At 57.9% G+C, this 26,484-nt stretch carries 24 protein-coding genes; 10 read left to right on the top strand and 14 right to left on the bottom strand.

The window, feature by feature from the left end:
- The first annotated feature begins 262 nt into the window (after positions 1-262).
- The gene (locus JRJ26_05765) at positions 263-1,516 is read left to right on the top strand and encodes an HlyC/CorC family transporter (protein ID MBW2056987.1); all 1,254 of its coding nucleotides are present in this window, start codon (positions 263-265) and stop codon (positions 1,514-1,516) included.
- Complete coding sequence (locus JRJ26_05760) at positions 1,513-2,505, top strand: HlyC/CorC family transporter (GenBank protein MBW2056986.1); 993 nt, start codon at positions 1,513-1,515, stop codon at positions 2,503-2,505. Before JRJ26_05765 ends, JRJ26_05760 begins: the two co-directional genes overlap by 4 nt.
- 42 nt (positions 2,506-2,547) lie before the next feature.
- On the opposite strand, the gene JRJ26_05755 is transcribed toward JRJ26_05760, so the two are convergent.
- From JRJ26_05755 to JRJ26_05735, 5 genes are all read right to left on the bottom strand, one after another.
- On the bottom strand, positions 2,548-3,648 hold the full coding sequence (locus JRJ26_05755; protein MBW2056985.1) for a carotenoid 1,2-hydratase: 1,101 nt from the start codon (positions 3,646-3,648) through the stop codon (positions 2,548-2,550).
- Positions 3,649-3,652: 4 nt separating this feature from the next.
- The gene (locus JRJ26_05750) at positions 3,653-6,211 is read right to left on the bottom strand and encodes an ABC transporter permease (protein MBW2056984.1); all 2,559 of its coding nucleotides are present in this window, start codon (positions 6,209-6,211) and stop codon (positions 3,653-3,655) included.
- Positions 6,208-6,894, bottom strand: coding sequence for an ABC transporter ATP-binding protein (locus JRJ26_05745; GenBank protein ID MBW2056983.1), 687 nt, complete (start codon positions 6,892-6,894; stop codon positions 6,208-6,210). Before JRJ26_05745 ends, JRJ26_05750 begins: the two co-directional genes overlap by 4 nt.
- Positions 6,895-7,037: 143 nt before the next feature.
- Complete coding sequence (locus JRJ26_05740; GenBank protein ID MBW2056982.1) at positions 7,038-8,315, bottom strand: sigma-70 family RNA polymerase sigma factor; 1,278 nt, start codon at positions 8,313-8,315, stop codon at positions 7,038-7,040.
- Between the two features lie 118 nt (positions 8,316-8,433).
- Entirely contained in the window at positions 8,434-9,102 is a 669-nt protein-coding gene (locus JRJ26_05735) for a vitamin B12 dependent methionine synthase (protein ID MBW2056981.1), read from the bottom strand.
- A 462-nt stretch (positions 9,103-9,564) separates the two neighbouring features.
- Between JRJ26_05735 and JRJ26_05730 the strand changes: the two genes are divergently transcribed.
- The 3 genes from JRJ26_05730 to JRJ26_05720 all read left to right on the top strand — a co-directional run bounded on the left by JRJ26_05730 (position 9,565) and on the right by JRJ26_05720 (position 11,658).
- Positions 9,565-9,858, top strand: a complete 294-nt coding sequence (locus tag JRJ26_05730; GenBank protein ID MBW2056980.1) for a hypothetical protein — start codon at positions 9,565-9,567, stop codon at positions 9,856-9,858.
- Between the two features lie 244 nt (positions 9,859-10,102).
- A complete protein-coding gene (locus tag JRJ26_05725) occupies positions 10,103-11,209 on the top strand; it encodes an ABC transporter substrate-binding protein (GenBank protein MBW2056979.1) in 1,107 nt (368 codons plus the stop codon).
- A 116-nt stretch (positions 11,210-11,325) separates the two neighbouring features.
- A complete protein-coding gene (locus JRJ26_05720; GenBank protein ID MBW2056978.1) occupies positions 11,326-11,658 on the top strand; it encodes a twin-arginine translocase TatA/TatE family subunit in 333 nt (110 codons plus the stop codon).
- Between the two features lie 2 nt (positions 11,659-11,660).
- On the opposite strand, the gene JRJ26_05715 is transcribed toward JRJ26_05720, so the two are convergent.
- Positions 11,661-12,122 carry a DnaJ domain-containing protein gene (locus JRJ26_05715; GenBank protein ID MBW2056977.1) on the bottom strand — a complete coding sequence of 154 codons (462 nt, stop codon included), beginning with the start codon at positions 12,120-12,122 and terminating at the stop codon, positions 11,661-11,663.
- A gap of 531 nt (positions 12,123-12,653) precedes the next feature.
- On the opposite strand from JRJ26_05715, the gene JRJ26_05710 reads away from it, so the two are divergent.
- Together JRJ26_05710 and JRJ26_05705 are read left to right on the top strand one after the other, a co-directional pair.
- Positions 12,654-12,833, top strand: a complete 180-nt coding sequence (locus JRJ26_05710) for a helix-turn-helix domain-containing protein (protein ID MBW2056976.1) — start codon at positions 12,654-12,656, stop codon at positions 12,831-12,833.
- Between the two features lie 225 nt (positions 12,834-13,058).
- Positions 13,059-14,453 carry a serine/threonine protein kinase gene (locus tag JRJ26_05705; GenBank protein MBW2056975.1) on the top strand — a complete coding sequence of 465 codons (1,395 nt, stop codon included), beginning with the start codon at positions 13,059-13,061 and terminating at the stop codon, positions 14,451-14,453.
- Between the two features lie 21 nt (positions 14,454-14,474).
- Here the strand turns inward: JRJ26_05705 and JRJ26_05700 are convergent, their stop codons facing one another.
- The 3 genes from JRJ26_05700 to JRJ26_05690 form a co-directional block, all read right to left on the bottom strand.
- A complete protein-coding gene (locus JRJ26_05700; GenBank protein MBW2056974.1) occupies positions 14,475-14,813 on the bottom strand; it encodes a PilZ domain-containing protein in 339 nt (112 codons plus the stop codon).
- The gene (locus tag JRJ26_05695; GenBank protein MBW2056973.1) at positions 14,797-15,159 is read right to left on the bottom strand and encodes a PilZ domain-containing protein; all 363 of its coding nucleotides are present in this window, start codon (positions 15,157-15,159) and stop codon (positions 14,797-14,799) included. The genes JRJ26_05700 and JRJ26_05695 overlap by 17 nt, the downstream gene beginning before the upstream one ends.
- A 319-nt stretch (positions 15,160-15,478) precedes the next feature.
- On the bottom strand, positions 15,479-16,609 hold the full coding sequence (locus tag JRJ26_05690) for an acetoin utilization protein AcuC (protein ID MBW2056972.1): 1,131 nt from the start codon (positions 16,607-16,609) through the stop codon (positions 15,479-15,481).
- A gap of 453 nt (positions 16,610-17,062) precedes the next feature.
- Between JRJ26_05690 and icd the strand changes: the two genes are divergently transcribed.
- On the top strand, positions 17,063-18,295 hold the full coding sequence (gene icd, locus JRJ26_05685) for an isocitrate dehydrogenase (NADP(+)) (protein ID MBW2056971.1): 1,233 nt from the start codon (positions 17,063-17,065) through the stop codon (positions 18,293-18,295).
- An 86-nt stretch (positions 18,296-18,381) separates the two neighbouring features.
- On the opposite strand, the gene JRJ26_05680 is transcribed toward icd, so the two are convergent.
- Complete coding sequence (locus JRJ26_05680) at positions 18,382-19,266, bottom strand: aldo/keto reductase (protein MBW2056970.1); 885 nt, start codon at positions 19,264-19,266, stop codon at positions 18,382-18,384.
- Positions 19,259-19,648 (bottom strand): cupin domain-containing protein, encoded by a 390-nt coding sequence (locus JRJ26_05675; GenBank protein ID MBW2056969.1) that lies wholly within the window; start codon positions 19,646-19,648, stop codon positions 19,259-19,261. Before JRJ26_05675 ends, JRJ26_05680 begins: the two co-directional genes overlap by 8 nt.
- A 198-nt stretch (positions 19,649-19,846) precedes the next feature.
- Here JRJ26_05675 and JRJ26_05670 point away from each other — a divergent pair, with 198 nt between their 5' ends.
- Both JRJ26_05670 and JRJ26_05665 read left to right on the top strand, forming a co-directional pair.
- Positions 19,847-21,862: an FAD-binding protein gene (locus JRJ26_05670; protein MBW2056968.1), complete on the top strand. Its 2,016-nt coding sequence runs from the start codon at positions 19,847-19,849 to the stop codon at positions 21,860-21,862.
- 163 nt (positions 21,863-22,025) lie between these two features.
- Complete coding sequence (locus tag JRJ26_05665; protein MBW2056967.1) at positions 22,026-23,366, top strand: aspartate aminotransferase family protein; 1,341 nt, start codon at positions 22,026-22,028, stop codon at positions 23,364-23,366.
- 47 nt (positions 23,367-23,413) lie between these two features.
- Here the strand turns inward: JRJ26_05665 and JRJ26_05660 are convergent, their stop codons facing one another.
- Genes JRJ26_05660 through JRJ26_05650 form a run of 3 tightly spaced genes read right to left on the bottom strand, consistent with a single transcriptional unit; the run spans position 23,414 to position 26,472 of the window.
- Positions 23,414-24,214 carry a 3-ketoacyl-ACP reductase gene (locus tag JRJ26_05660; GenBank protein ID MBW2056966.1) on the bottom strand — a complete coding sequence of 267 codons (801 nt, stop codon included), beginning with the start codon at positions 24,212-24,214 and terminating at the stop codon, positions 23,414-23,416.
- 31 nt (positions 24,215-24,245) lie between these two features.
- On the bottom strand, positions 24,246-25,415 hold the full coding sequence (locus JRJ26_05655; protein MBW2056965.1) for an acyl-CoA dehydrogenase family protein: 1,170 nt from the start codon (positions 25,413-25,415) through the stop codon (positions 24,246-24,248).
- Positions 25,416-25,449: 34 nt separating this feature from the next.
- Positions 25,450-26,472: a zinc-binding dehydrogenase gene (locus JRJ26_05650; GenBank protein MBW2056964.1), complete on the bottom strand. Its 1,023-nt coding sequence runs from the start codon at positions 26,470-26,472 to the stop codon at positions 25,450-25,452.
- Between the last annotated feature and the right edge of the window lie 12 nt (positions 26,473-26,484).

Below are 26,484 nucleotides of genomic sequence, written 5' to 3'. Positions count from 1 at the left end.
CCACGAACCACGAACGCGACCCACGACCCACGAACACGACCCACGAACCACGAACACGACTCACGAACACGAATCACGAACACGCCCTCTCCCCTTCCCGCTCAACCCCGACGGGTGCCCCACAGGTTCCGCAAGGTCGCTCTGGAACAACAGGTTTTCACAAAAAGGGGGGGGGAGCCCGCGGGGAAACTTTGGAATTGACAGGTTGACGCCTATTCCTATACCATGGAGGTCGATATTTCATGGATAAGAGACCTCGGCGTTGATTGTCAGAATAGCTTTTCTACTCGTGTTGCTCTGCCTGTCTGGTTTCTTCTCAGGGTCTGAAACCGCTCTTTTCAGCCTGGGCTCTGCAAAGCTGAGGGGATTCAAAAGGAGTAAAAGCCCGACCAAACGGCTCATTGCCAGGACCATGGAAAATCCTGCCCGCCTCCTGGCGACTCTGCTTTTGGGAAATACCCTGGTGAATATCGCCGCCTCCAGCCTCGGTGAGAACATCATCTCGGTTTTTCTTCAGGGGAAAGGAGCCGTCGGCATTTCCACTCTCACCATGACCCTGCTGATTCTCCTCTTCGGGGAGATCACCCCGAAGACCATTGCGGTTCAAAGGCCCGAGAGAGTCGCCTCCTGGGTTGTGAGGCCTCTGAATGTCTTCTCCACCCTTGTCAGCCCGATACGGCGCCTTCTGAGGCGGACCACCGAGTTGCTCCTCTCCCTTCTTGGGGTTTCCGCCATCGGGGAAAGTCGCGAACTCACCGAAGAGGAACTCCAGACCCTCGTGGACATCGGCTTCAAGGAGGGTGTGGTAAACCGCCTGGAAAGGGAGATCATCCAGAGGGTCTTCTCTTTCGGCGACAAGACGGTCCAGCAGGTAATGACACCCAGGGTACAGGTGGTGGCCCTGTGCGTGGATACCCCTCCACGGGAGGCCCTGAAGATTCTGAGATCCCGTCACTATTCGAGGGCACCGGTCTATGAGGGGCAGGAAGACCGCATTGTCGGGAGCCTCCACATAAAGGATTTTGTCCAAAAACCCGACGCAGAGTCCCTGAGGGACCTGATCCGTCCTGTCCGGTTCGTCCCCGAGACCCGCCGGATCGATTCCCTCTTCAGGGAACTGAGGGCAACGAAACAGCACTTCTGCGTGGTTATCGACGAGTATGGTGTCTACTGCGGGATCGTGACGATGGACGACCTCCTGGAGGAGATCGTGGGAGAGGCCTTCTCCGCTCTTCCGAGAAGGGATCTGTTCAGAAGAATCGGGCCGAATGCCGTCTTGGTCAAAGGCGTTCTGGAACTCGATGTCTTCAACCGCAAGATGGGGACCAGCCTGAAGGATCCTAACGCCCAGAGCATAGGAGGCTATGTCGTCAACCGTTTGGGCAGGATTCCGGAAACGAAGGAGCGATTGAGGATAGGGGACCTCGAGTTCGAGGTCGTCAAAGCCCAGCCCAACCGTATAGTCAGGATGTTGGTCAAGAGAGTGAGAAAGAGAGGGGCACGGACCTCGGAATGAGCGATCTGATTCTCATCCTGTGTTGTGTCATCGGCTCGGCTTTTTTCTCCGGTGCCGAAACCGCGATCATTTCGGCCAGCAGAATCAAGATTCGCCATCTGGCAAGTCTGGGCAATAGGAGTGCGATAGCCGTCGAGAAGTCTCTGGCTCGGCCCGAGCGGGTCCTGACGGCTGCACTGGTGGGAAACAACGTATTCGTGGTTCTCGGCTCTATTCTGGCAGCCACCTACGCCTTGTCCCTTCTGGATCAGCGGGAGAATCTCGCCATGGTCGCGGCCACCGTCGTCATGACCCCGGTCATGCTTATCTTCGGTGAGAACCTGCCGAAGACCCTTTTCTATCGGCACGCCAACTGGCTCGTCCTGAGAGTCGTCCCTGTGGTGGAGTTGTTCTCGGTGATTCTCTATCCCCTCATCCAGATCTGTTCCCTCCCAGCCAGGGGGATCTCTCTCCTTCTCGGCGATGAGGACAAGAGGAAGAGCCCCTTTGTTACCAGAGAGGAATTGAAGCTCCTTATCATGGAGGGCCAGAGCGACCTGAACGTTGAGGAGCAGGAGATGATCGGCCACCTGTTCCGTTTCAGCGAGACCCTGGTTGGATCGATCATGGTTCCACTCGAGCGGGTGGTGATGGTCGATGTGAAAGGAACGGTACGCGATGCGGCCTCTCGGATCAGAGAGAGCGGTTTTTCGCGGCTTCCCGTGTTTGAAGATCGGACCGACAACATCGTCGGCTACGTTGCGGTTCAGGACATTCTCGGATTGGATGCGGAGACTCCTCTCCTCCGGGTGAGGCGTCCCGTCGTTTTCCTTCCGGAGACCGAGAAGATCTCCCAGGCGCTTCTCCATTTGAAGCAGATGGGGCAGCACATGGCCATGGCGGTCACTAGGAACGGCAGAGTCTCCGGGCTGGTCACCCTTGAGGATATCGTGGAGGAGATCGTCGGCGAGATCGAGGACGAATACGATGTGTCACCCCCGGTTGCCTAGCCTGCGGCCCCCCGGGGCCGCACCTTGTCCGGCAAGGGGGTCTCATATCCTGTTCATGGGGCGTGCATACCCGGTAAGCTCCACGTATCCTACCCCGGAAACCGGACTCTTCCCGTACCGGCCGCGAACGTGAACGCTTCCCTCCCAGTAGGGGATTCGGGTGGACTGCCGGGGGTCGAGTTCCTGATGAGGCACGGTGGGCCTCACGGTCAGATCGATCTTCCACAGGGGGACCCGGATTCTCCACCCCGAGGGGTAGCGGGCCCCTGTTTTTCGGCTCTTCCATGTTTCCAAGGCCCGGACGTCGAACTCTTCCAGAGAGAGATGGTGTGAAGATCCGTCCGGGAAGGTGAGTGTCCCGCTGGAGTAAGGGTCTGGCTTTCCACTCCTGTCTCGGATAAGATAGAGCATGAGTTCCGTGTTGTTTTCCAATTGCAGACTGAACCAGTCCCATCCCACCTGGTATTCCTGCAGCTGATTTGATCCGAATTCATGGTCCATCCAACTCACCCCTGTCACCTTCATGTCCTTCCCGTTGAGGACCAAATCGCCTTGCGTGTTCATGCGGGTCATGGAGTAGTAGTAGGAGGCATTGCCTTCTCCTTCGGCCTTCCGGCTCACCCCGTTGATGCCGTTTACGACGGGCGGTTTTGTGGGCACCAGGCGAAGCCGAATACCCATGGTCGGACTGCCGGCCTCGAGCAGATGGGCTGCACCCTCTGCTCTGAGGGACCAATCCCCTATCCAGACGTGGAGTCTGCCGGTTGCGGCTCCTGCCTGACCGAGGGCTCCCCGGCTGATTCTTTCGCGGAACATGAAGTCCTTTGCCTTTTCATCGGTCAAAGCGAAGTGGGCAAAATAGACCGAATCGATGGCCCATCTCGACTCTCCTGACGGCCGGCCCGGCCGTAAGGCCCTCCTGAAGAAGGTGAGTTGATAACCGAAGGTTTTCCCCCCTTGAGACCTGAGGTGACCTGTGTAGTACCACCACTCGGTTTGAAATCGTGGATGGGACCCGTGATCCCGTGGAAAGGAGAAAGACCTTCCCGGAAGGGCTCGTTCGAATCCGGAGGCCGTTGGAAAGACGCGGCACGGCACCGCGACACAGAATCCTATCAGCCAGAGCCACACGGCAAATCTCATGGTCCTACTCCAACTTCACGGCATCTGAGACCCGCTTTCGGGTCGCCCACCGGGCCGGAATGAGACCGGCCATGAAGGCGGCAAGAACAACCAGGACCAGGGATTGGACGAAGACGGAGGGAACAGGCGAGAATCGAATGGTCCATCCGAAGGACTGCTTGTTGATCACGTAGATCAATACCAGCGAAAGGAGAACCCCGGTCGGTGCACCGAATAGAAAGCCCGTCATGCCCATGAGTTGCGCCTCCAGAAGAGTCATCTTCCTGATCTGCCTCCTGGAGGTTCCCACAGCCCTCAGTATGCCGAGATCTCTCTCCCTTTCGAGTACCAGGGCCTGCATGGAATTGATGATTCCCAAGGCAGCCACGACGAAGGCGATTACCTTCAGCGCATGGGCTATGGAGAAGGTCTGATCGAAGATACTGAGGATCCTCGTCCTCAGTTGCCGATTCGAGACGGCCAAAACCTGGTACCGACCCGAAAACCGCCGAAGGATCTCCTTCCTGACCCTGGTGATACTCGACGGATCTTTCAGGAAGAGGGCGGCCCGGTTGATCCGGGTGTCTTTCCAGATCCTTTGGTACAGGTCGAGATCGATGATGATCATGCCGTTTTCCGTGGTGTAGTCATAGAATATGCCGGCAATCCTGAACAGCTTCGGTCCCTGAGGTGTCTGGAGCATGAGGTCCTGGCCCTCCTTGAAGCCGAACTTCGATGAGAAGGTTTCGGAGATGATGATCCTCCCCCGGTGAGTCACACTCTGGATGATCTTCTGCCTGTCTCCCCGAACAAACCTGATCTGGCTCTGGCCGAGAAGTACAGGTGTGACTGCGGCCCAGAGCAGAACCGGGCGTCTCCTGTACTCCATCTCGGTGACATGGATCATGTCGACTGCCTTTACATCGGGATGCTTCCTTGCATAGGCGAGCACCGGCGGAGGCAGAAAGAATTCCCATGCGGAGACGGCGGCACCTGCAGGGCTGAGGATAAGATCGGCGGTGATCGCCTGGCCCACCCATGCGTCCACGGTCTTTCTGAAGCTGAGGATCATCAAAGAGATGCTGATCAGCATGGCCAGGGCAGTCATGAGAGCAGCGATGGTGATTGTCGTCCGAGTCAGTGAATCACGGAAATAGCGGCCTGCCATCCGTCCCTCCGTCCCCCAGAGCCTCTGGATAAGGGGGGTGAACAGGGTGGTGAGTCGACCCACGCCTGCAGGGATGATCAGGGAGAATCCGGCCAGGATCAGAAAGGCGGCTGCAAAGCCGAAAAGCGGCCTTCCGAAGACCGGCTTCTGGATTGCGAACAGTCCGGCGAGAGCCAGGGCCCCCAATCCTCCGTATAGGAGCCTGCCCGTGTGGAAGGCCACCTTCCGGTCGAGACCGAGGGGCAGCAGGGCTGAGCGGGGTGTAGTTCTGGAGGCCTCGAGGGCTGGTCCCGCGGCCGAGATGATCGAGACCGCCACGGAGATAAGCACTCCGAGAATCAGAGTCGATGCTGAGACACTGAGGTGCTCGGCCTTTACCAGAATGTAGAGGGCGGTGACGGTCTTGGAGACCGAGGCCAGGGTGAACTTGGCCATGATGAGACCTACTCCGATCCCGAGTACCGCCCCGAGAAAGCCCAGGATCGCACCCTCGAGGAGGAACAGGGCGAGTACCGTGTTTCTCGACAGACCGAGGCTTCTGATGATCCCTATCTCACGGCGCCTCCTGATTACGGAGATCGACATGGAGTTGTAGATCAGGAACATCCCGACAAAGAGCGCGATGAAGCTGAGGGCAGTAAGGTTCAGTCTGAAAGCCCCGATCATGTTTTCCACCTGCTTGTTACGGGTCCGTGGCCGGCGGACCAGGAGGTGGCCAGGAAGCTTCTCTCTCAGCCTCCGTGCGACGGCCTCTGGGGAAACCTGGGGCATGACGATAAGATCGATCCTATCCAGAAGGCCGACTCGGCCAAAGGTCTCCTGTGCATGGGCGATGTCGACAAGAGCGAAGTTTCCGCCCAGGGCCCTGGCAGGGCCCTGTTCGTCCATGATCCCCCTTATTGTGAAAGAAACCCTCTCTGCTCCGATCAGCAGATCCAGCCTGGATCCCAGGGCGAGGCCCAACCTGCGAGCGAAAGTCCGGGTTACGGCGATGGCTCTCGGTTCGAGGAGGAAGCGGAGGAGATCGTCTTCCTCTCCATCTCTCCCGAACCGGTAGGAGCGGAACCGCTGGTCGCTGAAGATATCTATTCCAAGAACGAGGAGGGGTTCGTGGCCGTGTTGGGCGCACTCGACTACAGACTGGACGATAGGGGTCGCCGCTTCGACTCCCTTCGTGTTTGCTACCAGAGGGAACAGGTTCTCATCAAAGCCGCTGCCCGGAGAGGTGATTTCGAGGGTCGTCCTGCCGGCCACGTGATCGATGGTGCTTTCGAAGGCGCCCAGGGCGCTATTGATCGAGATTCTGATACTGACAAAGACGGCCACTCCCAGGGCGATGCCCACCAGGGTGAGGGCGGTGTTCCATTTTTGGAGGTAGAAGTGGCGGAGAGAAAAAAGACGGATCAGATGGATCAATCCACGATTTCTCCTTTTTCCCGCAACCGTCCGTCTCGCATGGCGAGTTCTCTATCCACAAACCGCGTGGCATCGCCGCTGTGTGTGGCCAGAACAACGGTCTTCTTGAGATCGGACTTCAGCCGTGAGAGTATCTCCAGGATTCTGTTTCCGCTCTTGGAGTCGAGGTTGCCCGTGGGTTCGTCTGCGAGAATCATGTCCGGATCGTTGATAAGAGCCCTCGCAATGGCAACCCGTTGCATCTCTCCACCGGAGATATCCTGGGCGTGATGGTGGCGGCGATCCAGGAGCCCCACCATTTGGAGGAGTTCCATGGCTCTTTCGTTGGCTTCCCTGGCAGGTTTCCCCCTGATCAGGAAGGGGAGAGCCACATTCTCCAGAACGTCCAGAATCGGAAGGAGATTGAAGAACTGGAATATGATCCCCACCCGGTCTCTTCTGAAACGGGTCAGTTGGTCTTCATCCAGCTCGTTGAGGACAAACCCGTCGATCACTATCCTGCCCCGGGTTGGAACGTCGAGGCCGCCGAGGAGGTTTATCAGGGTAGTCTTCCCGCATCCACTCGGTCCCCTGATGGCCAGAAACTGCCCTTGGGGGATCTCCAGGTTGACACCATCGAGGGCAAGGACCTTTTGGGGACCTTGGTCGTAGACCTTTGTCACATCGATGAGCTTTACGATCATGTCCACAGGACTCTTATACGACCAGGATACACGGTCCCACGAGAGAACCGAACCTCTATCCCAGAAAACTACTATTCCCAATGGACTCTGTCAAATGGAATCTCCCGAGGAGTCGGGAGCGAAGGAGCAAGAGATCTGTCCTCTCACAGGCTTTCTGCCCTGTTTGTATCGGATCGGACAGGAGATTTGAGTTTTCTCAGCGCCCTTTCCTCGATCTGTCGGACCCGTTCCCTCGATATCCCGAATCGCTTCCCGACCTCCTCCAAGGTACGGGGTGAGGCCAGACCGATTCCGAAGCGGAGGCGCAGGATCTCCTGCTCTCTCGGGTCGAGAAGGCACAGGAGATTGTTCACCTTCGCAGTGAGGTCGATTCTCTCGAGGAGTTCTTCGCCGAAATCCGCGTTCTGTTCACCCTCCAGAAGGTCCTGCAGCGTGCCGCCGTCGTCGCCGACAGGAGTCTCCAGGGATATAGGCTCCCGGGCCAGAGACATGGATTTCAACAGGTTGTTAAGGGGGAGTCTCGCCCTTTCGGCGACCTCCTCGGGGAGGGGATCCCTGCCCAGGTCCCTGATTAGCTGCTGCGAGGCTTTGGAAGCCTTGCTCCTCGTTTCCAGGAGATGATTCGGAATCCTTATTGTCCTGGACTTGTCTGCCAGGGCTCTGGTCATGGCCTGCCTGATCCACCAGGAAGCATAGGTACTGAACTTGAACCCCTTCCTGTAGTCGTATCTGGTGACCGCCTTCATCAGGCCCATGTTTCCCTCTTGAATGAGGTCGAGGAATGAGAGACCCCGGTTTATGTAGATTTTGGCGATACTGACCACGAGTCGGAGGTTCGCCTGGATCATTTCCGCCTTGGCCGACTTCAGCTCGGCCTCTGCCCTTTTCAACTCCTTGATCAGCTCCTTGAGACCACTTGAATGAGCCCCGGCCGATTCGGCCTCTTTGCCGAGGTGGCCGATCACCTTTGGAACGAGGTCTTCCTTCCAGTGGCTCGGCGTTCCCCGTTTCGGGGGCTCGTTCCATGGGTGTTGAAACTCCCTGACAACAGAGGGACACCGGAGGAGCAGGTCTCTGAGTTTGCGACTGCTTTCCTCGATCTTTTTTGCGATTTGGATCTCTCTCTTCCTTGTGAGGAGGGGGAACCTGTTTATCTCCTCGAGATAGACACCTGTGATACTCGACTCCCCGGCATACGTGCGACCGTCCCTGACCGCCTGCCGCGTCAATCCGGAGGCCTTGGCCCTTGCCTGACCAGGGCCTTGATGGGGATCCGGCTGCAAATGTACCATCTCGATGACAAGAGGGTCAGTGGTTGCGGCCCCATGCGAAGGGGAAAGCCCGGTCTCTTGGTCGTCCGGGTCTTCCCTGTAGTCGGAGAATTGGAAGAGCCTTGATCCTGGCAGTGGATATGGACTCATGCTCGCTCACCTGCCCTCCGATATCGAGTATATCAACACTTACGTTAATGTCAAGTTTCCAGCCCGAAAATCCGCCCGCCGCCCACGCCTTCTCAGCCCCTTGCTACCAGAGCGCTCTCTACTCTCCGACTCCGTACTTTGCGGCCGTTTCCTTGTCGTACGCCGCTTGCCTGGAAGGGCAGCCCTTTCTCGGGCAGAGCTGGCAGCTCAAAAAGGGGATCTCCTTAGGGAAGTAGATCCCTGATACCGATTTGCGGGGAATCATGAGGAAGCTTGCGGTGAGTTTCACCCCGATTTCTCTTTCCACGTCTCCGAGTACGGAGAAGAGGATCTTCTGCTCCTGAATAGGCCAGTCCTTCAAGGAGCCGGGACTCATTCTCGACATCCGCCCGAGGCCGAACCTGTCTACCAGGTGGTTTTCCAGATACTTCCGTGCAGTTGAAACGGCCACATTACCGACCACGTCGAGATAGTACTGCTCCAGCAGATCCTTGGAAGAGGCGGCTTTCTCCTCCAACTCGGGCCCGATGGTTACAACGTATGGAAAGGCCCGTTCTGTGTCTCTGAGGTTGGTTGCAAGAATACGGCTGGTAAACCGGGTGTCCTGGAGCACCACTCCGTCTTCGAGCCTCTCCTCGACATAACATACGGTGTAGACCGCTCTGGGCTTGACAAGGGGCCGGGCAGTCTCGATCAGGGCCTGGACCTCGTGAGGAGAATCGAGGCGAAGTCTGGTCCTGATTTCCTCCGGGTCGAGTTCCACGGGAATATTTTCAAGTCTTTCCATGGGCGCTCTCAAATATCGGTTTTTTTCAATCTAACCGGCTTGCGAGGGGTCAGTCAAGGCCCGGTGACAGTGGAGTTTCCTGAGTTTTCGGCCCGGGAGTCTTGCAAGTATATGACTTCACGATCGTTTTCTGTCTTGGCAGGAGAACACCCTTGTCCCCTCGCTCCTGAGCTCACGCGGTGACCCTATCAAGGTTCGCGGGTGGGGAATTCCACGAACACGAATCACGAACACGACCTTTCCCCTTCCCGCTCACCCTTGATGGGTACCCCACCGCTTCCGCAATGTCGCTCGGAGGCAAGGGTATTCTCCAAAAGTCAGGAAACTCCACCAGGTGACACTCCGGATTCCAGGGTCCTGGAGGTTGACAGGAAGAGGCCGTGCTGGCATCATAGGGCAGGGGATCTGTCTGGGCCCGGAGGGGGGAGCGTGGATGAAGGGAGAGACGGTGGGGACTGAGACATGATCTATTTTCTTCATCAACCTGCCCCAAGAGACTACCCTGAATTCAAATTGCCCAAGGGCTCTCCCATGTGCAAGGTGCTGGCCGACTCTGTGGAGGAACTGATCCGGTGGGGGAGGAGCCACGGAGTCCGGACCATCCACATCAGCCGGAGCGGCAAGCCTCACTACGATCTTTGGGGGCCCCGCCTCGCCCTGTGCCCCCATATGGAGGAAATGAGGCGCCATCGTGCCGTCTACAGGACAAGCCGTCTTAGCAAGAGGGGCAGGTGCCTTGGATCTCCGCCCGGGTGAGGTGATGAAGATTTTCAGGAATAACGGGCCGGGCTTTGCACCGCGGTTTTCCTTGGATCTGGCGGCGGGTTCTTTTCAAAGGGTATCGGATTCTATATAATTCGGGCACCTCTTTCTGAAAGGTTTTGACCTGATGGTCGGCAAAAGGTCAGCGGGGTTTCTGCCCCTTGTATGGTTTCTGATGGCAGCTGGTTTGTCTGCCGCACAGGGGCCGGAGCCGGGTGTAACCGAGAGTGAGGTTCGCATGGGCGTTGTCTGCTCTCTTTCAGGGCCTTCTTCTCGGGCGGGGAGGAACCTCCTGGAGGGGCTCCAGGCCTGTTTCAACTACGTGAACGAAATCGGTGGAGTTCACGGAAGAACCGTCACTCTGATGGTGCAGGACGATGGAGAGGGCTCAGAGGATGCTGCGGGCCGGGTCCGGGAAATGGTTAAGGGGAAACTGGTCTTTTCCCTCGCCTCCACTTCGGGTGTGGAGACAACCCGAACCCTTTTAGAGCGTGGAGTCCTGGGAGATGATGTGCCGGCCCTGGTCAACGTTGCTATTTCAAGATCACTCTTTTCTCCTTTCAGGAAGAATATCTTTTTTCTTGGAATGCCTTACGGAGATCAGGTCACACTTGCCATTGAATACCTACTGAGGAAGAATCCCGCAGAGAACCCAAGGATGGCCTTGCTTTGGCCGGGAGGCGTCTTCGGGGACGAGGTGGAAGAGGTGTTTCGCAGGGTCTGCACCCACTACGGGCTCGGTATTGCGGGGGTGGAACGCTACGGTGAGGACACCTACGATTTCAGCTCTTTCTTGGACCGCCTGCGGTCCGGCGGCGCCGATCACGTGGTTGTGGGAGCCACAACCTGGGAGGTGACTCGGATCATGAGGGGATCACTCCGCATGGGCTGGTCGCCCGGTTTTATCGGTCTTTCGTCCACCGTTGATCCGGGGATCCTATCCGAGGCAGGGGAGGGGGCGGACGGCTACATCGCGGTCGATTATCTGGCCAGACCCTGGGAGAGGCTGCCCGGGGTTACCTTGATGATAGGGAACACCGAGAAATACTATCCGAAGAAAGAGACCGAATCACTCCACCGGTGTTACATTGTCGGCTATGTGAGCGGCCTTCTCCTCTGCGAGGCCCTGGAGCGTGCCGGCCGGGACCTGACCAGGGAGGGGTTTATCAAATCCCTTGAAACCGTAGAGGATTTCAATACACACGGGTTGGCGGGCATAATCGGCTATGGAGAAGGCTCTCGCCGGTCTCATTCCAGGGGGCGGGTTATGCGCTTCGACTCGGCCTCCGGGCGGTTCTCGCTTCTCACAGACTGGAGCCAGCCCATGCTCAAGCCGTGGCAGTGAGGGGGACAGAGGCCGGGCCGAAGGTGTCATAATGGCAGGTAATGGAAAGACAGGGGGGGCGGGCTGGTGACCGCGGACGGACTCGGCGCGTCCCTGTGCTTTGTATGGGAGGACGGATGGTGTTCGGGCTGGGAGCTTCTGAACTGCTTATCATCGGTGTGATTTTGCTGCTCATCTTTGGAGCGAAGAGACTGCCTGAGATAGGCCGGGGTCTGGGAAAGACAGCCAGAGAAATCAAAGACATCTCAAAGGACCTCAAAGGGAGCCGTGATAATGAGAAGGCATCCGGAGAGGCCGAAGAGGGACAAGGGGGAGAAAGAGGTGTCCCCCCCGACAAGGATGCCGTCCCCACCGGCCGAGAGGAAGGGATTCCCGGCCTGAAAGAGATCAAGGCCGTCAGCGAGACCGCGTCCCAGGTTCGCCGATGGTGGTGGTTCCTGAAGCATTGAGATCACCGGGCCTTGATCAAGCGCTCGTATGCTTCCTGCACGGCCAGGAACTTGCGGTGCGCCAGCTCTTGAAACTCCTTTCCCAGATGGGCCACCTTGTCCGGATGGTATTTGGATGCAGCCGCGCGGTAGGCTTCCTTGATCTCATCCAAGCTGGCTCCTGGTTTGACCCCGAGGACAGAGTACGGGTCGGCCCGGGCCTCGCTCCGTCCTGTCTGCCTGTTTGAAGTGCCTGATGGTCCCGCAGAGCTTCCTTGGCCGGATCTGTAGCTTCTGCTGTAGGGAGAACCGAAACGGCCGAAAAAGGGAGACCGACCCGAAAGGAACCAGATCAAGAGGCCGAGGACGAAGAGATCGTCGATCCATCCCGGCCCTACCAGAAAATCCGGAACAAGATCAAAAGGGCTCAGGATGTACAGGGCCACCAGAGCAATGGGGAGGATCCTTCTGAGGAGAAGCCACATCTTGTCTGACCAATCGTATCCAAGCTGTCTTCTCCTTTAAGAATATCTGAGTTGGGGAAGACCTTCAAGGGAGGAGTCCACCCCAAATCCCGCTCTCTGAATTCGGAACACTTTGGTGTGGAGTTTTGCCTCGGGCTGGTCGCTTCAACAACAGGCCTTTGGTTGCACTTTCGGACCGCACCCGAACAGAGGGCAGATCCTGCTCGGGCATTCTGACATCCTGAAAAGCAAAGGGGGACCGAGAGTCCCGTCTCCGTCCTTCCTGCTCATGGAGGGATTCCTCGCTCCCCGGTGCCGCCCGGGGATGAAAGGAACTGGCATGAAGTGTCAATTATTTGGCATTTTTTCCACACGTGTCCGGCGTGGGGTACATTCCCCATACCGGGTGGTGTCGGGGCCGCTTTCCCTGGGGGAGAACCGGCTGATCCTTTTGAATCACTGCAGGTCGGCCTCTTCGTAAAAGAATCCTGGTTGGTATCTTTTTTGCCCCTCCGTTTCCCGTTGCCAGATTGCGGGAGAAAGGAGATAGAGATGACCCGACCGGTCATGACCATTGAACAGCTCTCAGAGTATCTGCAGATCGGGAAACGGTCCCTTTACAGGTTGGCCCGGGAGGGCAGGATACCTGCCAGAAAGATCCTCAACAAATGGAGGTTCGACCGCCAGCAGATCGACGAATGGATCAGGCGGCAGACCGGATCCAAAGACTGAAACAGAAGGCATGACTGAGAAGTGGTCTTACATCGGTCGAGTTGGGAGCGGAGAGGCCAGAAACGGGCCGTGGTCCTCTTCTCTGTGCCTGGTTCCTGAGCCGGCGGAGAAGGAGCCCTGCCCGGACAGGAGAGAACCTCCGTAAAAGGCGGTAATCACGGGAAAGAATCGTTTTGACAGGTCACCTTAATTCTGATAAATGTAGGGGGGAGAGCAGAATCCGCCATGGCAGAAAAGTCGAACTATAAACTGAAAAAGAAGATCGGCAGCGGGGGCATGTCGACCGTCTATCTGGCTCATGACACGCGGCTCGATCGAGAAGTGGCCGTAAAGGTTCTCAGAATCGATCCCCGGCTCGGACTCGAACAGGACGCGAGAAGAGAAGTCATACTCCGCTTTCAACAGGAAGCGAAGGCCGCGGCTCGGCTCAACCATCCGAACATCGTGGCGATTTACCAGGTGGGCCGCCAGGGAGAACAGTACTATATTGTCATGGAATACCTGGACGGTGTTTCTCTGGGCAGCCTCATGAAGCCGGGGCAAGGCCAGGGGGCGGAAAGAGTCGTCCAGTGGATAACCCAGGTCTGTGACGGTCTCGATTTTGCTCACCAACGCGGGGTGATTCATCGGGATATCAAACCCGACAACCTGATTCTCCTCAAGAACGGCACCGTGAAGATCACCGATTTTGGAATCGCCAGGCTCGAGAAATCCGAAATGGTGAGAACAAAGGACGAGACCTTCATGGGAACGATACACTACTGCTCGCCCGAGCAGTTGAGAGAGTTCCGCAGTATAGACAGAAGGACGGACATCTACTCCACGGGTGTGGTCTGCTATCAGCTCCTGACGGGCAGGCTCCCCTTTTACGGGGGTTCCATCGCCGAGACTATCGACAGGATCCTGAAGGTGGAGCCTGAGCCGCCGGGGAGGATCGTCCCGGGGATTCCGGTGAAGCTGGAGCGGGTTGTGCTCAGATGTCTTGCCAAGAACCCTGCCGATAGGTTTCAGACCGCCGGCGAGCTCAGAGAGGCCCTCTCGGAATCGATCGTGCCCGAAGCAGAGGGTGCCTGGCGGGAGGTCAGAGGGGCTGCGGTATCCAAGAGCCGGACCTGGAAGCCGGTCTTCTTCAGGCTCTCCATGACCATCGGGCTTATCCTGATGCTGGCCACCTTCCTTTTTGGCTATTTTGTAATCGAGTCGAAGAGGGGCATACTCCAGAGGGAAGCCTCCATCCGGGGGCGCCACATAGCCTACCTTCTCTCCCTCCTTTCAAATGACGCTGCCATTGGGAGAGATCCGAGTCTTCTCGGCCGGTATGTCGAGGAGATAGGAAGAGATGCGCACCTGGTCTTTGTGGAGTTGATGAGGGGGAATCAGGTGGTGGCAGGGTATCATGCGGAGCACGTGACCCCCGAGGAGGATGTATTGATGATTTCCTATCCTCTGGCAGTGGACAAGCCGGAGGAGGAGGGCCTGAAGATCGGGTTTTCGAAAGCCGCAATGAACCGGCAAATCAGGAAGATAAAGGTATCAGTGGGGCTGGCACTCGGGGGGATTCTTGCCTTTCTTGTGGGTGTCTCCATTGCAAAGCGATTCAGATTTGCCGAAAGGGCATGAGGCGGAGGTTCCGCGCATTGCTCAGCGGGGCCGGCTCTGGCTGCGGAGATATTGACCGAGGAGGGCCAGGTCTTTATCCGAGGTGTTCTCAAACGCCAGGCCCATCTCGTAGGCCTGGTCGTGCTGGGGATTGCAGTAAATAACCCGTGCCTGGGATTCGAACCGTTCGCTCCCTATCCTGAGAGAAACATGGAGGATCTCGCTCTTCCCGACAGGGAAATCCGTCCTTATCTTCATACCCCCGATGCTTATATTCAGGGTTTCTGTGATCGCCTCGATATCGAAGCTCTTGTAGGCAACCAGATGGGTGAGTTCCAGCCGCCTGTGTTTTCTCCGTTCTGTCTCACAGACCAGGTTCATTCCTTTTGTTCCTCCCCGGCTGCCTGGTTTTTTCAAGATAGAGCCGGATGATTCCCTTGTTGCGCTCAGAGATCTCTTTGAAGCTGATTCCCGACCGGAAATAGCCCGATTCTTCTTCCTTGCTGTAGACCACGGTGCCCTGGGCTCTGATCTGGCATTCTCCGATGACGATGGTTATCTCGAGCTGGTCACCTCTGGTGAGGGGATCCTTTGTTCTTATACCGATGCCCTCCAGCCCGAGGTCGAGGGGAACGGCATCCTTGTTGCCCAGTCTGTCTCTGTACAGGAAGATCAGGACGGGATCCTTGATACGGCGGGATCTTCGTCTATCTCGTCTCTTTGGCATGGCGAGCCCGGCAGAGAACAGCCGCTCCGCGGAGATAGGCCGGCTGGGTCTGACGGTTCCGGCGTCCTTCGGGGCGATATCGAATGAAATCCAATACCTTGTTCTCCCCCTGGAGCCCCGTGGGGGGGAGAATATTCATTCTGCTGTTTAGCAAGGTCTATGCCAGGTTTCGAGCGATCCCGAGGGATCGAAAGGAAGATGGAAGCGCCGGAGAAGTGAGAAATCGGGAGACAGGCTCTCACTGCCCCGTGCTGAGAGGCCAAGGGCAGAAGGACGAGGCGGACCTCGTGCAGGGTGAATCTCTTTGGAATCCTTTGAGCTAAGGGATCCCGTGAATCGGGAAGACCTCCTCCCTTATGAAAGAGAGGGCTTTTCTAACCTGGTCTTTTGCCTTCTCCTTGACCGGCCCTACTGTCGGGTGGGGCTGGTCCCGGAGGCTTCCAACCTCCTGCTCGGGCCCGAACATCATGCCTCCCACCAGCCCGGCAAATTCGTCTTCCGGTTCCACGCCGTTGAGAACCGACCAGGCAAGGGTCCAGCACCGGGCCGTCCGATAGACGTCATAGCCGCCCCCGCCCAGGGCCAGGATCCTTGGGCAGAGGGTGCTGAGAATCCTCACCGCTTCCTGATAGCCGTTGTTTGTCAGTCTGAGATGGGTGAGAGGGTCGGAGATCTGGGTGTCGGCACCGAGTTCCGCCACAAGGATGTCCGGCTGGAAGGCCGAGACCAGGGCAGGTACGACTTCCCGGAAAGCCGAGAGAAACACTTCATCATCGGTCCCGGGGGCAAGGGGTATGTTCACGGTAAAGCCCCGCCCCCTTCCCTTCCCGATTTCACTCGTTTCACCGGTACCAGGGTAAAGGGTTTTGCCGCTCTCATGGAGGGAGATGACAAGGAAACGATCATCCTCGTAGAAGGCCTCCTGTACGCCGTTACAGTGGTGGGCATCGATATCGACGAAGGCGACCCTGAACCCGCGGCCCAGGAGTTCCCGGCCCACCACGGCGACGTCGTTTATGTAACAGAACCCTTCGGCCCGGCTTTGTCTGGCATGGTGGAATCCCCCTAGAGGATTGAAGGCGACCTCGATCTGCTTTCTCGCGATGAGATCGGCCCCGAGGAAGGTACTGCCGCAAGTCATGAGAGACCATTCATAGATGCCGGGCAGGATTGGATTGTCTCGAGTCCCGAGACCGTGGGCGAGTATTTCGAGGCTGACCCTTCCGAGGCTGGCCTCCTTGAGAAGTTCAAGGTAATGCGGATCGTGGAAGAGGGTCAATATCTGGGGATCTATGGGGCCGGCGCTGAGAACCTCCATCCAGGGATAGTTGAGGACCCCGTACCTGGTACATAGGTCGTATGCCTTGATGGCTCTTTCGGGTTTGTAAGGGTGGTCGTATCCGAAGTCGAACCGGCCGAGTTCGTGAGAATAGATAAAAGCGGACTTCAAGCCCACTCCTCCTTCCTGCCTTGTACGGGGCATGGCCAGGCCGGCACCGGCTCCCGGATGAGAGCAACTGGTTCCTGAAAAGGCCGCCTGCCAAAACCGATCCCCTATCCGAAGGCTGCTCAGCTGGCCTCCCCGGTCGCCGAACCACCGGGTACCACCAAGGCAAAAATAGCACAATCCTGCCGGTTTCGCTATCGGCCCCCCCGCAGGCCCTCTCAAGAAAAGGAACCTCCCGGAGCCTGCGGGGGCATGATCCTTTCCGGGTTGCCAGGCGGAGGTACTCCGCCGCTTCCGCAAAGTCGCCCGGGGACAGGGGTTGTTCTCCGAAGGTCAGGAAATCCGGCTGCTGTTTTGATTGATTTTTTCTTGGGTTTCGAGTAAACAAGATCCCTCAGGGAGGGATACGGGGAGGGGGAGGCTGGGTCGTCTTGAATGCATCCTGGGAGGAGTCGTATGAAGTACTCGCCAGAGGGACATCCCATAGAGACAGATCATGCGGGAAGGATCCTTACTCCGGATGATCCGGTGATCCCTTTTATTGAAGGGGATGGTGTGGGCCCTGACATCTGGAAGGCTTCGGTTCGAGTCTTCGACGCAGCGGTCAGGAGGGTCTACGGTGAAAGGAGGAGGGTCGTGTGGCTGGAGGTTCTGGCGGGCCGAAAGGCTTTCGACAGAGTAGGTACCTGGCTGCCCGATGAGACGGTGGAGACCATCAGGCATTACGGGATAGGGATCAAAGGCCCGTTGACGACCCCTGTGGGGAAGGGGTTCCGGAGTCTGAACGTCTCTATCAGGAGGATCCTGGATCTCTACGCCTGTGTGAGGCCGATCAGGTATATTCCCGGGGTTCCGAGCCCTGTGAAGAACCCGGAGCGGGTCGACATGGTCGTCTTTCGAGAGAACACAGAGGATGTCTACGCCGGCGTTGAGTGGAAGGCTGGAACCCGAGAGGCCGGGCGAGTCATCGATTTCCTGAACCGGACCATGGGAGAGCGGATAAGGGCTGAGTCGGGAATCGGGATCAAACCTGTGAGCGCCTTCTGCTCCAAGCGATTGGTGAGAAGGGCGATCGCCTATGCTGTCGAAACGGGGAGGCCCAGGGTAACCCTGGTTCACAAGGGGAACATAATGAAATACACCGAAGGGGCTTTCAGGGACTGGGGCTATGAGGTGGCGGCAGAGGAGTTCCCTCAGGTGACCGTGACAGAGGAAGAGGCCATGACCAGATTCGGAGGAGATTGCCCGGCGGGAAGGATCTTGGTAAACGATCGAATAGCCGATTCCATGTTCCAGCAGGTCCTGCTCAGACCCGAGGATTACTCTGTCCTGGCCACTACCAATCTGAACGGAGACTATCTGTCGGACGCCCTGGCAGCACAGGTCGGGGGGATAGGCATGGCCCCGGGATCCAATCTGGGGGACGGGATCGCGGTCTTCGAGGCGACCCACGGAACGGCTCCGAAGTATGCGGGCAGGGACATGGTCAACCCCGGTTCCCTGATCCTCTCGGGCGGCATGATGTTCGAGTATCTCGGCTGGACCGAGGTCAGCCGGACGATCGAGAGGGCTCTGGCGAAAACCGTCGAGGATGGGTTCGTTACCTATGATCTCGCTCGGCAGATGGAGGGGGCCCGGCAGGTGAAGTGTTCCGAATTCGCCGACAGAATCATGGAGAACATGGAATAGCGCCCCAAGGGGATCCTCCTGCCCGCTTGTCCGAAAGGCCGAGGAGTTCGCCGGCCGCGAATCTCCGGAGGATCACCGCTCACCTTTCAGATGATCGGGACCGCATCCGAGACGTCCCTCTGGGACGGAAACTCTCTTCTGAGTCTCTCGATATCATCCGCCTCCATGTTCCAGCCGAGGGCACCGAGGTTTTCCCTCATGTGCTCGATCCTCCTCATCTTTGAGAGAGTAACCACGTTTTCTTGTGAGATCAGCCAGTTGATGGCGATCTGTGCAGGCGTCTTGCCGTACTTCCTGCACATCTCATCCATGAGAGGAGTTCCTTTTTTCGAGAGTATTCCCTTCTGGACAGGTCTCCAGGCGACGAACATGAGGTCCCTGGTCTGACAAAAGTGGAGGAGTCCCTTTCTTTCGGGTTCTCGGAATATGAGATTGAAATGGAGCTGGTTGACCACGATCCTGCTTCGGGTTTTTGATTGGGCCTCCTCCAATCTCTCAACGGAGAAGTTGCTGACCCCTACGCTCCGGATCAGCCCCTCCTGTACCAGGGTATCCATGGCCGCCATGGTCTCCTCAACGGGGATCTCGGGATTGGGAGAGTGGACCAGGTAGAGGTCGAGGTAGGAGGTGGAAAGTCTCTGGAGGCTCGCCTTGGCAGATGCGATGACATCCCCGTACCTCAGGTGCTCGGATCCGACCTTGGATACGATGAAAAGCCTGGATCTGTCGAAATCTCTGATGGCCCGGCCCACCAGCCTCTCAGCATGGCCTTCGGCGTACCTCTCGGCCGTGTCGATATGAGTGATTCCCATGCGGACGGCTGTCTTGATCGCCTCAATATCGGCCGCATCGTCATTGCCGGGATCGCGTACAAAGTCGCCGCCCATCATCCAGGTTCCCATCCCGAAGACGGGCATCTCGAACCCGGATTTGAGTTTTTTTGTCGGTATGTTCAGAGGCCGGTCAGCCATCTCTCTTCCCCCCGCTACCTGCTTCCATCTCATGGGCCCAATGGTCGACGACTCCGGCCGGCGAATAGACGAAGATCATGATCGCGTCCTCCTCGCCCACATTCTCCAGGGCATGCTCCGAATCGGGCTCGATGTAGACTCCGCTGACCGCTTCGACGGTTGTCTCTTCAGAGGCCACCACGAGTTTGGCCCTCCCCTTGACCAGGATATAGATCTCCTCGTTGGAATGAGTATGTGGCGGGATAGTACCCCCGGGGCGGATAACCACATAGCCTGCAGTGAAGTTCTGCGTAGGCAACAGATCCCGGCCGGTCAGAACCCGGGTCACCCGGCCTGTCGGGAAGGCCATTCCCTCGAGCTCGCTCAGTTTTACGATCCTCATTCTCCTACCTCCGATCAGGAGACTCCGATTGCGAGAATCCTTGACTGGCTGTGGTTTGCAGGTATTATATAACAAATCGGGACAGGAAGAACAGAAATTCCGGATTTTTCGGTCACAGGCAGGAGCCGTTGCCGGTCCTTCCAAGAGGTGGCAGGGGGGCAGGGGGTTGTTGCTGCCGTGGTCCGGTGGAGGAGACCGATGCGTGAAGACTCTCTCCGAGTAAGGAGCGTTTCCGGAAAGGAGCTGAATTTCAAGGTCTATCGGGTTCACACCCTCGTGGTCGGCAGTGGAGCGGCCGGGCTTAACGCAGCAGTCCAGGTTGATCGGGCGGGTCTGGAGGACTTGCTGATTCTTACCGAGGGGCTCGACAGGGGAACCTCGATCAATACCGGCAGCGACAAACAGACATACTACAAGCTGGGATTGTACGGATCTGACAGGGACTCGCCTATGGATGTTGCGGAATCGATCTTTGCGGGGGGCAGCATGCACGGCGATCTGGCCCTGGTCGAGGCGAGCCTCTCGGCCAGAGCTTTTCTCCACCTGGTCGATCTGGGCGTGCCTTTCCCGAGGGACCGGTTCGGGCAGTTCGTGGGATACAAGACTGATCACGATCCCCGGCAGCGAGCCACATCGGTGGGCCCTTATACGTCGAGGGAGATGTGCAGGGAGCTGATTCGAGAGGTGCGGCGGCGGAGAATTCCTGTCCGGGAAGGGCGGGTCGTGGTTGCCCTCCTATGCCTCGGAGAAGAAGACGAGAAGCGAGTGGCCGGAGCGATTGCTCTGAATCTCGAGAATTCGTCGGGGCGGATCGGGGATTGGCGAGAGGTTTTCGAGATCTATGCGGGCGAGAATGTGATTTTCGCCACAGGGGGTCCTGCCGGCATCTACAAGACACGGGTCTACCCGGAGAGTCAGACCGGGGGCATAGGCCTGGCCCTCTTGGTAGGGGCAAAGGCGAACAGCCTTCCAGAGTCCCAGTTCGGCCTGTCATCCATAAAGTTCAGGTGGAATGTTTCCGGGAGCTACATGCAGGTCGTTCCCAGGGTGTTCAGCACCGGGCCCGAGGGATCAGGACCTGAGGAGGAATTCCTCAGGCCCTACTTCGATTCTGTGGGTGCCATGAGCAGCGCCGTTTTTCTCAAAGGGTATCAATGGCCCTTCGATGCGGCGAAGATCGTGGGGGGGTCGTCTCTTATCGACGTCCTGGTTTACATCGAGACTATTGTCAAGGGCCGGCGCGTTTTTCTCGATTTCAGGAAGAACCCCGAGGGATTCAGCCTGGAGGAGCTGAGCGACGAGGCGCGCCAATACCTTTCCAAGTCCCGGGCGGTGGCCGATACCCCCCTCGAACGGTTGAAGGCCATGAATCAACCCGCCGCCGACCTTTACAGGGATCATGGTATAGACCTTGAGAGGGAGCCATTGGAGATAGCGGTCTGTGCCCAGCACAACAACGGTGGTCTGGCCGGCAACATCTGGTGGGAATCGACCAATATCAAGCATCTCTTTCCGGTGGGAGAGGTGAACGGGTCGCATGGGGTCACCCGGCCGGGTGGTTCCGCCCTCAACTCCGGGCAGGTGGGAGGATTCCGGGCGGCCGAGTACATTGCAAACCGTTACAGGGAATGGACCCTCCCCGTGGATCTGTTCAAGGACAAGGCCAGGAGCGAACTTTCGGATATTTTGAGGTGGATTGAGAAAGGGAGAGCCACAACGGTGGATTGGAAGGTGGAACGGGATGAGTTCCAAATGAGGATGACCCGGGCGGGTTCCCATGTAAGATCTCTCCAGGAATTGCGCCGGGCCGTCTCCGAGGCGTGGGGCCAATGGCGTACGATGGAATCGAGGGGATGCGGTTTCGAGACCTTGGGGGATCTGGCCGAAGCTTTGAGAAACCGGCAATTGTGCTACGCCCATGCCGTGTATCTCGAGGCGGTTCTCCATGCCGTTGAGAGTGGAGTCGGCAGCAGGGGTTCGGCTATGGTCCTCGACAGGGATGGTACGGCGGTTCATGAAAAGCTCCCTGACCGGTGGCGGTTCGCTCCGGAGAACCCGGAGTTTCGCGGGAGAGTCCTCGAAACAGTGGCAAGGTCCGGCGACAAGGTCGAGAACAGATGGGTCGACCGGCGGCCCATACCTCAGGCAGAGGGGTGGTTCGAGACCGTATGGGCGGCTTTCAGGGAGGGTGAGATCTACGAGCCGGGAGAGTAGAGGATATGACCGAGGCCCCGGCTTCCCGGGGAAAGGCACAGGACAGCCGCCTGGAAGCGTGGGCGTGGAGCGTGTTCGTGATCGTGGAACGTGTTCGTGGAGCGTGATCGTGTTCGTGGAGCGTGTTCGTGGAACGTGATCGTGTTCAAGGAGGGGGGACGAGGTGGGTTCGAAGACTTTACAGGATGCGTTCGACTATCTCTTTTTGTACAATACCCGGAGAGAAGACATAAGCGAGGGAAGGGTGCCGGTCATCGTCCGGGGTGAAGGCAATTCCGTCTATGACGAGGAGGGGAACTGCTACCTGGACCTGATCTCGGGGAATACACGGGCGAGCGGCATCGGATACGGCCGGCAAGAGGTGGCCCAGGCCATGTACGACCAGGCCGTAAAGATGCACTATTTCTCTCCCTCGAATTTCATCACCCTTCCAGCGGTGGAGCTGGCCAAGAAGCTGGCATCATTCCTCCCAGGGGAGCTTGCCACCACCTGTTTTGTCTGCGATGGATCCGAGGCGGTTGAAACGGCCTTCAAGATTGCCAAGCAGTACCACTACTACGAGGGAAGGACCAAACGCTTCAAGATCATTTCGCGTCATAACGCCTACCACGGGCAGACCATGGGCGCCTTGAGCGCCCTGGGCTTCCTCCATCCCATGCGGCATGTCATGGCCCCCCTGGTTCCGGGACACAGCTTTCTCATCCCTCCCTACTGCTACAGATGCCCTCTGAACCTGACCCATCCTGCCTGCGACCTGGCATGTGCGGATGCCCTCGATTCTCTGATCCAGTTCGAGGGGCCGGACCTGGTAGCCGCTTTCATAGCGGAAACGGTCATGCAGGCAATGGGCGCGCTTCCACCCCCTGAAGGGTATTTCGACCGGATCCGAGAGATCTGTGACCGGTACGGTGTCCTGCTCATCATCGATGAGGTCATAGTCGGCTTCGGCCGGACAGGCAGGATGTTTGCGGCCGACCACTATCACATCCGGCCCGACATCATGACCATGGCCAAGCAGTTGACAGGGGGATACGCCCCGCTCGGAGCGACCAGTACGACCCGGGAGATCGCCCGGGCCATCCCGACTTTCCTGCACATTCACACCTACGGCAACCATCCGGTCAGCTGTGCGGCCGCTCTGGCCAATATCGAGGTTCTCCAGCGGGAAAACCTCGTTGCCAACGCGGCCCGGATGGGCGAGTACCTGCTGGAGGGGCTCAAAGACCTGGAGAGACACCCCATCGTGGGTGAAGCACGGGGATTGGGTTTGTGGTGCGCTTTGGAGATAGTCAAGGAGAAGAAGAGGCGCCTTCCTTTCCCCCCTGAAGATGAGATTCCCTTTCGGTTGAGTCTTGCCGGCCGAAAACACGGGGCCATTTTCAGGAGCATGGGAAACGCCCTGGAGTTCGCCCCGCCTCTCACTATTACCCGGAAGGAAGTCGAACAGGGGGTGGGAACCATCGACCGGGCCCTTTGGGAGGTGGAAAACCGCCTCGGACTGTAGTTCTACCTGAAGATGGGCTGGTCTCTCCCTCATCCGTGCCTTGCCGGCTAGAGGGATCTCAGGTGGAATCCTCCATCCACGTTGATTATCTCTCCAGTAGAAAAGGGAAGGCACCCCTCCACCAATGCAACGACCGCCTTTGCCACGTCCTCCGGGGTGCCCCATCGTTTGATGGGTGTTATACCCTCTGCAATGAGACGGTCGTATCTTTCACGTACCGGGCTGGTCATATCGGTCTTGATGATGCCCGGCCTGATTTCATAAACCCTTATGCCGAATTCGGCGAGCCTTATGGAAAACAGAGCGGTCATCATGGAGAGGCCGGCCTTGGACACGCAGTAGTCTCCTCTGGAGACAGAGGGTGTATACGAGTTGAGCGACCCCATATTGATGATCATGGGATTCCGCAGGGGATCATCCCTTTTCTGCTCGATCATCCAGTTGGCCACGGCCTGTGTCAGAAAATACGGGCCTTTGAGGTTTGTATTGATGAGACGGTCGAAACTCTCCTCGCTCGCCTCCAGGATGTCTTCTCTGGGTTTAGGAGCCACGCCGGCGTTGTTCACGAGAATGTCGAGTCTGCCGAACTCCTGTCTTATCTGTAGGACGAGGCGCCTTCGGTCCTCCTTCTTTGCGATATCGGCCTGGATGTAGCGGCAGGGACATCGATTTGCCTCGATCTTCGCGATCGCCGCTGCGGCCTCGGATGGGGGGGAAACCCCATTGAGAATGATTGTGAAACCGAGCTCGGATAAGGCCTGGGCGATGCCCAGTCCGATCCCTCTCCGGGACCCTGTTATCAGGACCAGTTCTTGTGCTCGCCTCGAGTCGAGCGCCTTCCCGTTCACTCTGTCCGCCTCCTTATCATCCCCCGATGGCCTACGGGGCGATCCCCCTTTCAAGAAGGCTTCTGGCGATGATTATGTGCTGGATCTCACTGGTTCCCTCGTAGATCTGCGTGATTTTGGCATCCCGAAAGAGCCGTTCCACCCTGTGATCGTTGAAGCAGCCGTAAGCGCCGTGGATGTCCAGGGCGGCCCTGGTATGCCTCACAGCTACCTGGGAGGCAAAGAGTTTGGCCATGGAAGCATGCATTACCGCAGGAATGCCCTTGTCCTTGAGCCGTGCTGCATGGATGATCATCGCTCTGGCGGCGAAGATGTCGACGGCCATGTCGGCGAGCTTCCATCGATTCGCCTGAAAATCCGATATGGGCCGGCCGAACTGTTTCCGCTCTGCCGCAAACTCCAGTGATTCTTCCAATGCCGCTCTGGTAATTCCCACCGCGAGGGCGGCTATGCCGATGCGCCCCTTCTCGAGGACGATCATCATGTTCCTGAAACCCTCGCCCTCATTGCCCAGCAGGGCGTCCCGGGGTATGGGGCAATCGTCAAAGGCCAAGTCGGACAGTTGAGACGCCCGCTGGCCCAACTTGTGCTCTTTCTCACCCCTGGAGAAGCCGGGTGAACTCGACTCCACTATGAAGATTCCCATGCCCCGATGGCCCACCGAATCTTCCTGCGATCTGGCCAAGACCAGGGCGAAGTCACAGATAGGCCCGTTGTGGATAAGGGTCTTGCTTCCACTGAGCACGTAACCCTCAGGGGTTTTACGTGCCCGTGTGGTGATCGACGCCAGGTCCGAGCCTGCATCGGGTTCAGTAAGGGCAAAGGAGACCTTGGTCTCCCCCCGCAGGAGGGGCACGAGGAAGCGTCTCTTTTGCTCGGGAGTTCCAAGCTCAGACAGTAGAGTCGAACAGAGCTCCACGAGACCGCACTGATCCGCTATCGACGCATAGCCCCAGCCGAGTTCTTCCATGACCAGGGCATAGGATACCGTATCCAGGCCGGCCCCGCCCCAATCCCTGGGGATGGTGATCCCCAGAAGGCGTTGCTGTGCCATCTTCTTATAGAGTTCTTCCGGGAAGCGGGAGTCTTCATCGAGTTCCCTGGCAAGGGGGATAACCTCCCGCTGGGCGAAACGGCGTGCCTTCCCGCGTATTCTTCTCTGTTCCCTGGTCAGCGGCCAGGCGTCTATACTTGAATGCATAGCTCTCACCATGGTATCGATCCGGGATAGCGTCTCACATGAGCGGACTGATCAGAATCTTCACGTATCTTTCCGGGTGTTTTTCCAGGAGTTCCACGGCTTCGGTGAAGCGCTCCATGGGCAGTACCGCTCCAATAAGCGGTTTCGCCTCGACCTGCCCGGTCTCGAGAAGCCGGATCGCCTCCGGGAAGTCCTCAACGAAGTAAGTGCGGGATCCGACAACGTTCAGTTCTTTGGAGAAGACCCCCTGGTAAGGAATGGCCAATGTGGGTTGGTGCGGCATGGCCACAAGCACGAGCCGTCCGTCTGGCCGCAGCATCTCCTCACTGGCAGCCAGCGTCTCCTGTGTGCCCACCACATCGAGGACCCCGTCCACTCCATCTCCTGTCCTGCGGACAAAGGAGATTGGATCCGTCTCCAACGGGTTGCAGACCTGGTCGATTCCCAATCTCCTGGCCAGGGCCCTCCTTTCCGAGATGGGCTCGGAAAGAACGACCTGAGAGGCGCCATAGGCCTTGGCGACTTGAGCAGCGAGAAGCCCGATGGTTCCACCCCCGATCACCACCACCCTGGCTCCCCTGTCGAGTCCGGCCCGGCGGTTTGCATGAACGGCGACTGCCGTGGGCTCCACCATGGCTCCAACCTCATCCTCTATCGACGCCGGCAGGGTGAACACCCTCTGGTGGTGGGCTACGATACGCTCCGCAAAGTATCCTCTGGGTCTCAGGACGCCTTCGGTCCTGGCCTCGGGACAATGAGGGATGCGCCCCGCCTTGCAGGCGTCGCATTTTCCACAACCGTAGGCAGGGAAGACCGTTACCCTGTCACCCTCCTTCAGGGTCGAGTCTGCCGGGGCCCGCAAAACCTCTCCCATACTCTCATGGCCGGGCACTATGGGGTAAGGGACAAAAGGATTCCCTCCCCGGAGAAGAAGCAGATCGGTGCCGCATATGCCGACGAAGCGGACACGGATCTCCACTTCGTCCGGCCCAGGGGCGGGCTCTTCCACGCTTTGGAGAGAGAAGTCATTCGGGCCTTTGAGTACGATTGCTTTCACGAGCGGCTTCCT

The organism is Deltaproteobacteria bacterium, assembly GCA_019308905.1.
Classification (GTDB): Bacteria; Desulfobacterota; BSN033; order WVXP01; family WVXP01; genus JAFDHF01.
Note: the sequence above shows the minus strand (reverse complement) of the source record. Positions and strands in the feature narration are given on the sequence as shown.

What these genes read in the sequence shown, in the direction of transcription:
- JRJ26_05760 (MBW2056986.1), top strand. Translation starts at nt 1,513, where the DNA reads ATGAGCGATCTGATTCTCATCCTGTGTTGTGTCATCGGCTCGGCTTTT.
- JRJ26_05755 (MBW2056985.1), bottom strand. Translation starts at nt 3,648, where the DNA reads ATGAGATTTGCCGTGTGGCTCTGGCTGATAGGATTCTGTGTCGCGGTG.
- JRJ26_05745 (MBW2056983.1), bottom strand. Translation starts at nt 6,894, where the DNA reads ATGATCGTAAAGCTCATCGATGTGACAAAGGTCTACGACCAAGGTCCC.
- JRJ26_05740 (MBW2056982.1), bottom strand. Translation starts at nt 8,315, where the DNA reads ATGAGTCCATATCCACTGCCAGGATCAAGGCTCTTCCAATTCTCCGAC.
- JRJ26_05735 (MBW2056981.1), bottom strand. Translation starts at nt 9,102, where the DNA reads ATGGAAAGACTTGAAAATATTCCCGTGGAACTCGACCCGGAGGAAATC.
- JRJ26_05730 (MBW2056980.1), top strand. Translation starts at nt 9,565, where the DNA reads ATGATCTATTTTCTTCATCAACCTGCCCCAAGAGACTACCCTGAATTC.
- JRJ26_05725 (MBW2056979.1), top strand. Translation starts at nt 10,103, where the DNA reads ATGGGCGTTGTCTGCTCTCTTTCAGGGCCTTCTTCTCGGGCGGGGAGG.
- JRJ26_05720 (MBW2056978.1), top strand. Translation starts at nt 11,326, where the DNA reads ATGGTGTTCGGGCTGGGAGCTTCTGAACTGCTTATCATCGGTGTGATT.
- JRJ26_05715 (MBW2056977.1), bottom strand. Translation starts at nt 12,122, where the DNA reads ATGTGGCTTCTCCTCAGAAGGATCCTCCCCATTGCTCTGGTGGCCCTG.
- JRJ26_05710 (MBW2056976.1), top strand. Translation starts at nt 12,654, where the DNA reads ATGACCCGACCGGTCATGACCATTGAACAGCTCTCAGAGTATCTGCAG.
- JRJ26_05705 (MBW2056975.1), top strand. Translation starts at nt 13,059, where the DNA reads ATGGCAGAAAAGTCGAACTATAAACTGAAAAAGAAGATCGGCAGCGGG.
- JRJ26_05700 (MBW2056974.1), bottom strand. Translation starts at nt 14,813, where the DNA reads ATGAACCTGGTCTGTGAGACAGAACGGAGAAAACACAGGCGGCTGGAA.
- JRJ26_05695 (MBW2056973.1), bottom strand. Translation starts at nt 15,159, where the DNA reads ATGCCAAAGAGACGAGATAGACGAAGATCCCGCCGTATCAAGGATCCC.
- icd (MBW2056971.1), top strand. Translation starts at nt 17,063, where the DNA reads ATGAAGTACTCGCCAGAGGGACATCCCATAGAGACAGATCATGCGGGA.
- JRJ26_05680 (MBW2056970.1), bottom strand. Translation starts at nt 19,266, where the DNA reads ATGGCTGACCGGCCTCTGAACATACCGACAAAAAAACTCAAATCCGGG.
- JRJ26_05675 (MBW2056969.1), bottom strand. Translation starts at nt 19,648, where the DNA reads ATGAGGATCGTAAAACTGAGCGAGCTCGAGGGAATGGCCTTCCCGACA.
- JRJ26_05670 (MBW2056968.1), top strand. Translation starts at nt 19,847, where the DNA reads ATGCGTGAAGACTCTCTCCGAGTAAGGAGCGTTTCCGGAAAGGAGCTG.
- JRJ26_05655 (MBW2056965.1), bottom strand. Translation starts at nt 25,415, where the DNA reads ATGCATTCAAGTATAGACGCCTGGCCGCTGACCAGGGAACAGAGAAGA.